Genomic DNA, 11,112 nt, shown 5'->3' on the forward strand with positions numbered 1-11,112 from the left:
ACGCTGGCGGCCGGAGCCGCGGCCGCGCCGTTGCCGGCCTTCGCGCTGGAGGGGGAGGGCGTCAGCGATCCGAAGCTCGCCAGGCTGCTGGACGCCTTCGTCGAGGAGATCCTGGTCGACAACCCCGAGACCGCCACGGGCCTCGGCAAGGACAAGGGCCCCCGCGCGGCCCTGAAGCGCCGCCTCGACGAGCGCTCCTCCGACGGCCGCGCGAAGCAGATCGCCGGCTACGCCGACCGCGCCAAGCGCCTGAAGGCCATCCCGCGCGCGAGCCTGAAGGGCCGCGACCTCACCACCTACGACACCGTGCTCTACGCCCAGGAGATCGGCGCCGAGGGCGGCCGGTTCGCCTACGGCCGCGACTACGCCAACCCCTATGTCGTCAGCCAGCAGGACGGCGTCGTCGGCAACATCGGCGAGTTCCTCAACGCCCAGCACCTGATCGAGACCCGCGACGACTGCGAGGCCTACCTGACCCGCCTGGAGCAGGTGGGCAGCCGCCTCGACCAGGAGAGCGACCGCATCAAGGACGCCGCGGGCAAGGGCGTGGTGCTGCCGGACTTCCTGCTCGCCACGACCCTGCAGGTGGAGAACAAGCTCCGCGCCCAGGACGCCGCCGCCACCCGCCTGGTGGGCTCGCTCGCCGACCGCGCCAGGGCCAAGGGGATCGACGGCGACTGGTCGGCCCGCGCTACGGCCATCGTCGCCGAGAAGGTCTACCCGGCTCTGGAGCGGCAGATCGCGGTGCTGAAGGCGCAGGCGGCGCGCGCCACCTCGGACGCCGGCTGCTGGAAGTTCCCGGACGGCGCCGACTACTATCGCTGGAGCCTGAAGTACAACACGACCACGGCCCGCACCCCGGCCGAGATCCACAGGACCGGCCTCGACCAGGGCGCCGAGATCGACGCGCGCATGGACGCGATCCTGAAGGGGCAGGGCTACACCCAGGGGACCGTCGGCGAGCGCATGAGCGCGCTCACCCGCGATCCGAAGTTCCTGTTCCCCGACACCGAGGACGGCCGCCGCCAGGTCATCGCCTATATCGAGGGCCGCATCGCCGCGATCCGGCCCTACCTGCCGAAGATCTCGAAGCTGGGGCTGAAGGCGCCGGTCGAGGTGCGCGCCGTGCCGAAGGAGATCCAGGACGGCGCCGGCCTCGGCTACATGAACTTCGCCGCCCTCGATGGCTCGCGCCCGGCGATCTACTACGTGAACCTCAAGAACATCGACAACTGGCCGAAGTACACCCTGGCCAGCCTCTCGATGCACGAGGCGCTGCCCGGCCACGCCTGGCAGGGCGCCTATCTCGCCGAGCGCTCGGGCGAGATCCACACCATCGCCTCGCTGATGAACTTCGGCGCCTTCATCGAGGGCTGGGCGCTCTATTCCGAGCAGCTCGCCGACGAGGCCGGCCTCTACGACGACGACCCGATGGGCCGCCTCGGCTACCTGCAGGCGCTGCGCTTCCGCGCCGCGCGCCTGGTGGTCGACACGGGCCTGAACGACCTGCGCTGGACCCGCGAGAAGGCGATCGCGACGCTGGCCGGGGCCACCGGCCGCTCGGTCAACGCCGCTACGTCCGAGATCGACCGCTATTGCGCCAGCCCCGGCCAGGCCTGCGCCTACAAGACCGGCCACAACGAGATCGTCCGCCTCCGCGAAAAGGCGAAGGCGGCGCTGGGCCCCAAGTTCGACCTGCGCGACTTCGACGACGCCATCGTCACCACCGGCGGCACGCCGCTCTCGGTGCTGGAGACGGTGATCGACCGCTACGTGGCGGCTGCGAAGGCCTAGGGTCTCACTCTACCGACCCCTCTGGGAACGTCATGGCCGGGCCTGTCCCGGCCATCCAGACGCGGCGTCGCCCACGAACATGGCTCGGCCGTGACGCTCCGGCTCTTCTCCCACGATCAGTGTTCATGGATGGCCGGGACAGGCCCGGCCACGACGTTCAGGGGGCGTTGAAGCGCAGGACTACCGCTCCAGCCGGAACCCCAGCGGCAGGAGCGTCTCGATCGTATGCGCCTCGACCATGCCGTCATCCCCGACGCTCACCACCTCGCAGCCGGGCGCGGAGAACTCCCTGACATTCTGCCGGCAACCGCCGCAGGGCCAGATCAGGCCGAGGGCGCCTGAACTGGCGTGGCGGCCGAAAGCAGGCTTAGCTGTCCACGCAGGACGGGGGGCGTAGATGGGCTGGCGGCGCTGGATCGTGATGGTCGTGCTGGGCGTGGCGCTGGCCGCCTGCCAGGGGTTCGGCAAGCCGGACCCGACCCTGCGCGCGTTCTATGATGCGGTTCACACCGGCAACATGAGCAGGATCCGCGGGCTCGCCGCGCCCGAACTGTTCACCCCCACGGTCGAGGCGGACTTTGCCCGCCTGCGCGCGGCGCTGCCGAACGACGCGCCGCTGGAGACCAAGTTCGTGGGGCGAAATCAGGTCTCGATGATGAACTCGGGCCAGACGCTCAACGTGACCGACCTCTATGTCTTCAAGGCGCACAAGGCGGTTGTCGTCGGCCGCATGACTCGTCCCTCCGACGCCCAGCCGTGGCGGGTCCAGGGTTTCCACGTTCAGATCCTCGCGCCGGCCGACCTGGCCGCCAACGCCTTCACGTTCGAGGGCAAGGGGGCGGGCCACTACGCGTTCCTGGCGGCCACCGTCGCTGCGCCGCTACTGATGATCGCCGCGCTGGTGAAGGTCATCCGGCGCAAGGGCCTGCGCCGCAAGTGGCTCTGGGGCATCCTCGCCTTCGCCGGGGCGATCACGCTGCAGATGAACTGGACGACGGGCGCGGTCGCGGTGAACTGGCTGAGCATCCAGCTGATCGGCGCCGGCGTGACGTCGGCGGCCCCTGAAGGCCTGACGCCGTGGATCGCAAGCTTCACGCTGCCGATCGGTGCGATCCTGATCCTGACCGGCGTGTGGGCCAATCCCGCCCGCGCGAAGGGCCCGAGGGGCGAGCCTAAGGCGGACCCCGGCGCGTTCGACTAGCCTCTCGGCTCCAGCCGGAACCCCAGCGGCAGCAGCGCCTCGATGGTGTGGCTCTCCGCCGCGCCGTCATCCCCGACGCTCACCACCTCGCAGCCGGGCGCGGAGAACTCCCAGATCTTCTGCCGGCAACCGCCGCAGGGCCAGATCAGGCCGGGCAGGGACGAGGTGACCCAGACGCGGCGGATCGCGCGCGCTCCGCTGGTCACCATGGCGGCGATGGCGCTGGTCTCGGCGCAGTTGCCCTGCGGGTAGGCGGCGTTCTCGACGTTCACGCCGTAGTGGATCGCGCCCTGCTCGTCCTCCACGGCGGCCGCCACCTGCACGCCGGAGTAGGGCGCATGCGCATGGGCGAGCAGTCGGCGCATCTCGCCAGCTACGGCCGGAGGAACGGAGGCGGTCATGTGCGCAGAGGTCGTCCCAGAGCGTCGGAGGGACGATCTAGACTAGCCCCTTGTGACGGCTTGTCGAATCCTGCCGCTACTTCGGCCCGATGAGGATGAGTTCGGTCCGCCGCCCGTCCAGGTAGCGCACGCTCTGGCCGTCGAAGTAGGCGTCCTCCTCGGTGCGGAATTGCACCTCCTGGCCGCCCCATTCCGGCACGGGCGCGAAGGCCGACAGCTCGATCGACCAGGTGGTCGGCGCATGGATCGGGAAGTCGCCGCGGGGGTCGGCGTTCTGGTTGTCCCAGAAGCCGATCGCCGGGCCCGCCGCGTGGCCGTGGTAGCCCAGCGGGTGCGAGTAGATCGACGGCTTCAGCCCCTGGGCGATCGCCTTCCTGCGCGCTTCGGCCAGCACCTGGTTGCCGCTCAGCCCGACCTTGAACGACGATGTCAGCGCGTCCTGGATGTCGTTGGCCGCCTTCAGCCCGGCCCTGAGGCCCGCCGGCGCGTCGGTCTCGCCGTCCTTCAGCACATAGGCGAGATGCTGGGTGTCGGTGTTGAGGCGCAGGTAGGTGATGCCGAAGTCGCTCCAGACGAGGTCGCCCTTCTGGATGACGGTGTCGCCTTCCAGCAGGTCCTTCGTCCCCTGGCGATGCACGCCGATGGAGGGGTGGAACCAGGTGTCGACGCCCAGCCGCGCCATCCGCTCGCGCAGCATCCATTGGACGTCCGCCGTCGTCGTCACGCCCGGCTTGATCGTCTCCGCCGAAAGCCCCTCGGCCAGGATCGCGTGCGCCAGCCGCACGATGCCCGGGTAGAGCTTCATCTCGGTCGGCGAGCGTGTCTCCAGCCAGCCGATCGCGAGCGTGTCGTTGGGCGTGACCCTGGCCTTCAGCGCCGGGCTGAGGGCGGCGACCATCTCGGTGTACTGGCTGTGGGTCAGGCCGTCGCCGAAGGCGCTGCGCCCCGAGACGTTGACCGCGATGGTCTTCGGGTTGCGCGCGGCGATGACCTCGGCCAGCGCCTTCCACTGGTCGGGTTGCCTGTCCGGGTCCCAGACCGGCCGGAAGAGGCCGCCCAGGCCATAGCGGCTCACGGTCAGCCGCTCGATCGGCTTGCCCGCGCCGGGATCGTAGAACACCAGGATCGTGCGCCGCCGGGCCCGCAGGCTCTCGGCGTTCAGCATGGTCGCGACGACCGGGTCCTCCAGGTACTCGCGCGCCACCAGCACCCACATGTCGACGCCCTGGTTGCGCATCAGCTTCGGGACGACGAGGTCCAGCCGCTCGGCCAGGATCGCGTCGGTGACCCTGGCCCGGTCGCGCAGCGTCAGGATTTGCGGCATCGCCGGATGCGCCGCCTCCGTCTGGCTGAGCGGCAGCACCGGGGTCTCGGCCCCCTGAGCCTGACCGGCCATCGATGCGGCCACCACCGCGACTGCCCAACGCTTCATGACGACTCCGCGAACGCTCGAGGCGCCGAAGCTGGCGGGGAAGCCGGCCCTAGTCCAGCGTCCGCCGGTAGCGGGCCATGGCGAGCGCGGTGACGATGCAGACGAAGGCCACGAGCGCGAGCAGTTCGCGCCACTGGTCGCCCAGGCCCTGGCTCTTCAGCAGGGAGCCGCGGACCACGCGCAGGAAGTGGGTCACCGGGATCGCCTCCCCGATCCACTGGGCCCAGGCCGGCATGCCGCGGAACGGGAACATGAAGCCCGACAGCAGGATCGACGGCAGGATGTAGAAGAAGCTCATCTGCATCGCCTGGAGCTGCGAGCGCGCCAGGGTCGAGATGAGGAAGCCCAGCGCCAGCGAGCCGGTGATGAAGAGCGCCACGCCCAGCGAAAGGCCGATCCAGCCGCCGCCCATGGGGACGTGGAACAGGACCGCCGCCATCGCCAGGATGATCGCCGTCTGCACCAGCCCCACCATGACGTAGGGCGCGAGCTTGCCGATCATCACCTCCAGCGGCTCCAGCGGGGTGGAGAGCAGCGTCTCCATCGTCCCGCGCTCGGTCTCGCGGGTGACGCTGAGCGCCGTCATCATCACCAGCGTGAGGCTGAGGATGATGCCGAGCAGGCCGGGCACGATGTTGTAAGAGGTGATGGCCTCCGGGTTGTAGCGGCGATGGACGACCACCTCGAACGGGGCGGGCGACGGGCCGCGGGCCGCGAGCGCGCCGGCGAGGTCGTGGCTGAGCGCCTGGTCGGGGAGGGCGGCCAGCGCCGCGAGCGCGCCGCCCGTCGCCGAGGGGTCGGTGGCGTCGGCCTCGACCAGCACCTGCGCCTTGTCGCCCCGCGCCACGCGGCGGCTGAAGTCGCCGGGCACGGTCACCGCGAACTGGGCATCCCCGGTCCGCAGCAGCCGGTCCAGTTCGGACGGCGACCGGGCCTGGGCCACGAAGTCGAAGTAGTTCGAGTTCTTCAGCGCCGCGGTGATCGAGCGGGCGTAGCGGCTGTCCTCCTGCATCAGCACGGCGGTCGGCAGGTGGCGGGGCTCGGTGTTGATCGCGTAGCCGAAGAGGGTGAGCTGCACCACCGGGATCGCCAGCATCATCGCGTAGGTGATGCGGTCCCGCGTGAGCTGCTTGAATTCCTTGATCAGGACCGCCAGCACCCGGTTCCAGTTGAGGCCCGTCATCGAACCCACGCCCGGCTCAGAGAGCGCGTCATCGGATGTTGTCCTGGCTGGCGTCCATCAGTTGGATGAACACGTCCTCCAGCGTCGGGTGCGCTTCGGTCCAGGCGTAGCCGCGGCCGCGATAGGGCTGGATCGCCGCCTCCAGCGCCGCTCGGTCCGTGCCGCTGACGTGGATGGCCTGGCCGAACGCCGCGGCGGTCTCGACGCCCGGCCGGCCGGCCAGCTCGTGCGCCAGCTTGTCGGCGTCGGGCCCCTCGCCGTGGAAGGTGATCAGCCCCGAGGCGGCGATCACCTCCTCGGCCGTGCCGCGGGCGATCAGGCGGCCGTAGCTGATGTAGGCGATCTCATGGCACCGCTCGGCCTCGTCCATGTAGTGGGTGGAGACCAGCACCGTCAGCCCCTCGGCGGCGAGCGCGTGGATCTCGTCCCAGAAGGTGCGCCGCGCCTTCGGGTCGACGCCGGCGGTGGGCTCGTCCAGCAGCAGCAGCCGGGGTTCGTGCAGGGTCGCGGTCGCCAGCGCCAGCCGCTGTTTCCAGCCGCCCGAGAGCGTGCCGGCGAGCTGCCCGCGCCGCGAGGTGAGGCCCAGCCGCTCCAGCGCCGCGTCCACCCGCTCGCGCCGGCGGTCGAGGCCGTAGACGCGGGCCGTGAACTCCAGGTTCTCGGCGATGGTCAGGTCCTCGTAGAGCGAGAACTTCTGCGTCATGTAGCCCGTGCGCAGCTTCACCTCGTCGGCCTGGCGGATGATGTCGAAGCCGAGCGCCTGGCCCGAGCCGCTGTCGGGCGTGAGCAGCCCGCAGAGCATCCGCAGCGTCGTGGTCTTCCCCGACCCGTTGGGCCCCAGGAACCCGCAGATCCGGCCCTCCTCGACCTGGATCGTCACGTCGTCGACGACGTGCTTGTCGCCGAAGGTCTTGTTCAGCCCATGGACGTCGATGGCGAGCGTCACGACAGCGGCTCCCCAAGGGGTTCGACGTCCACCGGCTGGCCGGGGTTGAGGCGCGTCGAGGGGCGGGCTTCGACGAGGTAGACGAGGCGGTCGCGGGCGTCGCGGCTGTAGATCACCGGCGGGGTGAACTCGGGGCGCGGGCTCACGAACTCGATCTGCGCCGACAGCCCCCTCGCGCAGCCGTCGCAGGCGAACCTCACGGTGCGGCCGACGCGGTAGGCCGACAGCGACCGTTCGGGCACGAAGAACCGCAGCTTGATCCGCTCGTCGGGCAGCAGGCTGAGGATCGGCTGGTTGGCCGGCGCCCATTCGCCGGCATGGAAGAACACGTCTTCGACGCGGGCCTTCTTCGGCGCTCCGGGCGCGACCTCGGCCAGCCGGGCCCCGGCGCCGGCCACGGCCGCCTGCGCCTGCTCGACGCGGGCGTCGGCGGCGCGGACCTGATCCTCGCGGGCGCCCAGCGCGGCGGCGTCGCGCTGCTTCCTCGCCGCGCGGACCTGGGCGTCGGCGGCGTCGGCGGCGGCCCTGGCGTCGTCCAGCCGGGCGGGGGCGTACCAGCCCTGGCGCACCAGCGGCGCGACGCGGCGCAGGTCCGCCTGCGCGTCGCGGGCGCGGGCCTCGGCGGCGGCGATGTTGGCCTCGAACACCGCGAGCTCGGCGGGACGCTGGCCCTTGCGCGCGTCGACGGCCTGGGCGCGGGCGGCCTCGGCCTCGGCGGCGGCCTGGTCGTAGGCGCTCCTCACCTGCGCCGGGTCCACCACGAACAGTGGCTGGCCGGCCGCCACCTCCTGCCCGCGGCGCACGTTGACGACGCGCACCGTCCCGGCCACGGGGGCGGCGATGTAGAGCGGCTCGCCCTCGACGTAGCCCGAGAGCGTCGCGGGTTGCCTGAACCGCGGGATGCCGACGAGCAGGCCCACGATCGCGACGCCGGTCAGGATCAGCCCGGCCACGAGGATGCGCTGGCGGTTGTTCATGCGCGGGCTCCTTGCGTGAGCATGCCGTTCAGCAGCGTCTCGACGTGCTGGGCCGCGACGGCGGCGGTGTCGAACGGTCGCGCGCCCACCGGCACGAAGGTCTCGCGCCAGAGGACGGTCATCAGCAGGGGGGCGACCAGTTGGATCGCATAGGTGCGCGGGTCGCCGGGCCTGACCTCGCCGCGCGCCTGGGCGGCCTCGATCGCCGTGCTCATCGCCGCCAGCGCCTGGGCCACCAGTTCGTCGTGCCAGACCCGCGCGATCTCCGGGAAGTTGCCCGCCTCGGCGATCACCATCTTCGCCACGCTGCCGATCAGCGTCCCGGCGATCACCTCCGCCACCACCTTGGCCACGCCGCCGATCAGCTCGGAGATCGGGCCGGGGTGCGCGGCCGCCATCGCCTGCACCGCGGCGATGTTCGGGCTGATCGCCCGGGTCACCACGGCGCGGAAGATGTCCTCCTTGGTCTCGAAGTAGAGGTAGACCGCGCCCTTCGAGACCCCCGCGCGCCGCGCGATCTCGTCCAGCCTCGCCGCGGCGAAGCCCTTCTCGGCGAACACCTCCAGCGCCGCCTCGACGATCTCGCCGGGGCGGTCGGCCTTGCGCCGCCGGAACTTGGGTTCGCCTGCGTCCATCCTCGTCATGCCTGAAAATAACTGACCAGTCAGTTATTAGTACAGGGCGTCAGCCCGCGCAATCGCGGCCGGCGCGATCGGTCGCATGGCGAATTCGGCGCCGGCGCCTATTTTCCGCCCCGGTCCGGCGTCAGGACCCCACCGCTCGCCGCGTTCCCCCAATTCTTCGCGGCGCCTCAGTCAATCCGCCTCGAAGCCGGCGACCTGTCCGGCGACGGCGCATCTTTGAGTAAGGGTCCTGATGGCGTTGTCGGGCGTTCGTGCGCGTCTCCGTGAGCTGGCCGAGAACCGGCCTGTGCTGGTCCTCGCCGTCGCCGGCATGGTCGCCGCGGGCACCGCGGCGGCGAGTCCGCTGAGCCAGCCGCAGGTCCGCGCCACCATGGTGGAGAAGGCGGTGGCCGCGGTCGCGCAACGGGCCGGGGACGAGCCCGTCCGGCTCGAGCTGGTCTGGCAGGGCAAGGACGTCGACGGCGACGGCCGCGGCGACTTCTGCAACCCCACCGGCCAGGAGGCCCGCGGCCACGACGCCTACGGCGAGGGCGAGTTCGGCGCGCGGCGGGACGGCGGCTCGCGCCGCCACGAGGGCGTGGACTTCACGGCCAGGGCCGGCCAGGTCGTCGCGGCGCCGATCTCGGGCTACGTCAGCAAGATCGGCTACGCCTACGCAGGCGACCAGACGCTCCGGTTCGTCGAGATCACCAATCCGGCGCTGCGCTATGCGGCCCGGGTCTTCTACGTGAACCCGAAGGTCCGGATCGGCGACGCGGTCGCCATCGGCCGGCCGATCGGCACGGCCCACAGCCTGCAGCGGAAATACCCCGGCGGCATGACCGACCACGTGCATCTGGAGATCATCGACCAGGCGGGCGAGCGCATCGACGCCGCCAGGGTGATCGTGGCCGGCTACCGGCCGCCGGAGGGCCGCGCGCCCCACGCCACGCTCGTCGCGGCGGACTGATTCCCGGCCGCCCCTCCTCGGCGACGCCCCCCTCGGCGCCGCGCGATGAACCTGTCGGGAGAGTCGGAACGGGGGCGAAACGAATCGCGACCGAATCGCTGACTCGCGGCGATTCAGCTTCTGTTCCCTACGAGATATTGTAGTCGAGTCGCCCGCGGCCACAACGAAGCCGCCCCGCCGGGGGCGCCGGCGCGATGCCGCGGGGCGTTGCGGGCCGGGTCGCCTTGACGCGGGCGGGCCCTTCCTCTAAATCGCCCGCTCTTCGCGCGGATGGGAACGTCCGCCGCAATTCTATTTCTGGCTAGGGTTCTTCGTCATGTCGCGTCGCTGCGAGCTCACGGGTGTCGGCCCGATGGTCGGCCACAACGTCAGCCACTCGAACATCAAGACCAAGCGCCGGTTCATGCCGAACCTGGTCGCGATCAAGGTCCAGTCCGATGCGCTCGGCCAGACCTTCAGCCTGCGCATGACCAACGCGGCGCTCCGCACGCTCGACTTCAAGGGCGGCCTCGATGCGGTGCTCCTGAAGGCCAAGGACGAGGTGCTCTCGGCCCGCGCGCTGAAGATCAAGCGCCAGGTGAAGGCCAAGCTCGCGGAAACCGCCGCGGCCTGAGCGCCCGGCCCGTTTCGTCGCTTCCGAAAGGGGCCGCTGGAAACAGCGGCCCTTTTGCTTTCCTGCTCTCCCGTCGGCGACAGGCCAGGCAGGCGCGTCGGTCGCTACCGCCTCGCCCGCGGCCGCCAGTCGAACGCCATCAGCAGCGTCCGCTGGCCGGTGGGCCTGCCCTCGTAGAACCCGAAGTTGTCGTCGGCGATCAGGTAGAAGCGGATGGCCCCGTCGGGCCGCGCGACGGCCGCCAGCCCCTCCAGGTTGTCCACCGTCAGCGGCCGGGCGATCTCCATCTGGTCGACCAGGCGGCCGGCGCGGTCCAGCACCCTCAGCTTCACCACGTTGCCCCGCAGCGGCGAGAACGAGCGCAGCAGATAGGCGAGGCCGCCGCCCGGCACGTTGTCCATGGCCACGAGTTCGGACCCGTCCAGCGGCAGGTCGCGGTCGCGGGCGCAGGCGCTCGACAGGCGGCAGAGATAGGTGTGGCCGCTGTCCTCCAGGCCGACGCGATAGGCGTCCGCCGCCACGTCGGGCGCCGCGACCAGCGCCTCCATGCCCTTGTTGTTGGTGTAGCGGATATCGGGCTTGGGCGCCTCGCGGGGCAGGCCTGCGCCCTTGGGGAAGACCAGGATGCGGTCGTGCTGTTCGAAGCTCACGATCAACTCGCCGCCCGCCAGCCGCGCCACGCCTTCGGAATCGTACTCGCGCGCGCCGCCGGCGAAGAGGTCGACGCCATCCGGGGCCTTGAGCGAGATCAGCGTGGCGGCGGTGAGACCCGTCAGCCGTCCGGCCCCGTCCAGGACGATCCGCGCCTCCAGCATGTCGGACTGGTCACCCATCGCCAGCAGGTGGCCGCCGGCGGTGACCTTCAGGTCGGACATGCCGTGCAGGCGGCTCGTCTGGCGCGAGGTGATCGAGATGCCGCCGGCGTAAGCGAAGGCCCCGATGCGGTCGCGCGACGGGTCGTTCGGGTCCAGC

At 71.1% G+C, this 11,112-nt stretch carries 11 protein-coding genes; 4 read left to right on the forward strand and 7 right to left on the reverse strand.

The features are described from left to right. Together JNL41_RS10110 and JNL41_RS10115 are read left to right on the forward strand one after the other, a co-directional pair. Window positions 1-1,794, forward strand: a 1,794-nt coding sequence (locus tag JNL41_RS10110; RefSeq protein WP_365698084.1) for a DUF885 family protein, incomplete at its 5' end; no start/stop codon positions are given. A 397-nt stretch (window positions 1,795-2,191) separates the two neighbouring features. Further along, a complete protein-coding gene (locus tag JNL41_RS10115) occupies window positions 2,192-2,995 on the forward strand; it encodes a hypothetical protein (protein WP_293474554.1) in 804 nt (267 codons plus the stop codon). Here JNL41_RS10115 and cdd read toward each other — a convergent pair. The 6 genes from cdd to JNL41_RS10145 all read right to left on the reverse strand — a co-directional run bounded on the left by cdd (window position 2,992) and on the right by JNL41_RS10145 (window position 8,569). Next, the gene (gene cdd, locus JNL41_RS10120; protein WP_293474556.1) at window positions 2,992-3,360 is read right to left on the reverse strand and encodes a cytidine deaminase; all 369 of its coding nucleotides are present in this window, start codon (window positions 3,358-3,360) and stop codon (window positions 2,992-2,994) included. The genes JNL41_RS10115 and cdd overlap by 4 nt on opposite strands. Window positions 3,361-3,472: 112 nt before the next feature. Beyond that, on the reverse strand, window positions 3,473-4,828 hold the full coding sequence (locus tag JNL41_RS10125; RefSeq protein ID WP_293474558.1) for a M24 family metallopeptidase: 1,356 nt from the start codon (window positions 4,826-4,828) through the stop codon (window positions 3,473-3,475). Between the two features lie 49 nt (window positions 4,829-4,877). Next, window positions 4,878-6,011 (reverse strand): ABC transporter permease, encoded by a 1,134-nt coding sequence (locus tag JNL41_RS10130; RefSeq protein WP_293474574.1) that lies wholly within the window; start codon window positions 6,009-6,011, stop codon window positions 4,878-4,880. Between the two features lie 28 nt (window positions 6,012-6,039). Next, the gene (locus JNL41_RS10135) at window positions 6,040-6,957 is read right to left on the reverse strand and encodes an ABC transporter ATP-binding protein (RefSeq protein ID WP_293474560.1); all 918 of its coding nucleotides are present in this window, start codon (window positions 6,955-6,957) and stop codon (window positions 6,040-6,042) included. Then, window positions 6,954-7,934, reverse strand: a complete 981-nt coding sequence (locus JNL41_RS10140) for an HlyD family efflux transporter periplasmic adaptor subunit (RefSeq protein ID WP_293474562.1) — start codon at window positions 7,932-7,934, stop codon at window positions 6,954-6,956. The genes JNL41_RS10135 and JNL41_RS10140 overlap by 4 nt, the downstream gene beginning before the upstream one ends. Next, on the reverse strand, window positions 7,931-8,569 hold the full coding sequence (locus tag JNL41_RS10145; protein WP_293474564.1) for a TetR/AcrR family transcriptional regulator: 639 nt from the start codon (window positions 8,567-8,569) through the stop codon (window positions 7,931-7,933). Before JNL41_RS10145 ends, JNL41_RS10140 begins: the two co-directional genes overlap by 4 nt. A 241-nt stretch (window positions 8,570-8,810) precedes the next feature. Between JNL41_RS10145 and JNL41_RS10150 the strand changes: the two genes are divergently transcribed. Both JNL41_RS10150 and rpmB read left to right on the forward strand, forming a co-directional pair. After that, a complete protein-coding gene (locus tag JNL41_RS10150; protein ID WP_293474566.1) occupies window positions 8,811-9,527 on the forward strand; it encodes a peptidoglycan DD-metalloendopeptidase family protein in 717 nt (238 codons plus the stop codon). Window positions 9,528-9,843: 316 nt separating this feature from the next. Continuing rightward, window positions 9,844-10,140 (forward strand): 50S ribosomal protein L28, encoded by a 297-nt coding sequence (gene rpmB, locus JNL41_RS10155; RefSeq protein WP_293474568.1) that lies wholly within the window; start codon window positions 9,844-9,846, stop codon window positions 10,138-10,140. A 104-nt stretch (window positions 10,141-10,244) separates the two neighbouring features. On the opposite strand, the gene JNL41_RS10160 is transcribed toward rpmB, so the two are convergent. Continuing rightward, on the reverse strand, window positions 10,245-11,112 hold an 868-nt coding region (locus JNL41_RS10160; protein ID WP_293474570.1), incomplete at its 5' end, for an esterase-like activity of phytase family protein.

It is taken from the genome of Phenylobacterium sp., from assembly GCF_016793285.1.
Lineage (GTDB): Bacteria > Pseudomonadota > Alphaproteobacteria > Caulobacterales > Caulobacteraceae > Phenylobacterium.

Bases quoted from the DNA above. Each gene is read 5' to 3' on its own strand.
- JNL41_RS10115 (WP_293474554.1), top strand. From the start codon at position 2,192: ATGGGCTGGCGGCGCTGGATCGTGATGGTCGTGCTGGGCGTGGCGCTG.
- cdd (WP_293474556.1), bottom strand. From the start codon at position 3,360: ATGCGCCGACTGCTCGCCCATGCGCATGCGCCCTACTCCGGCGTGCAG.
- JNL41_RS10125 (WP_293474558.1), bottom strand. From the start codon at position 4,828: ATGAAGCGTTGGGCAGTCGCGGTGGTGGCCGCATCGATGGCCGGTCAG.
- JNL41_RS10130 (WP_293474574.1), bottom strand. From the start codon at position 6,011: ATGACGGGCCTCAACTGGAACCGGGTGCTGGCGGTCCTGATCAAGGAA.
- JNL41_RS10140 (WP_293474562.1), bottom strand. From the start codon at position 7,934: ATGAACAACCGCCAGCGCATCCTCGTGGCCGGGCTGATCCTGACCGGC.
- JNL41_RS10145 (WP_293474564.1), bottom strand. From the start codon at position 8,569: ATGGACGCAGGCGAACCCAAGTTCCGGCGGCGCAAGGCCGACCGCCCC.
- JNL41_RS10150 (WP_293474566.1), top strand. From the start codon at position 8,811: ATGGCGTTGTCGGGCGTTCGTGCGCGTCTCCGTGAGCTGGCCGAGAAC.
- rpmB (WP_293474568.1), top strand. From the start codon at position 9,844: ATGTCGCGTCGCTGCGAGCTCACGGGTGTCGGCCCGATGGTCGGCCAC.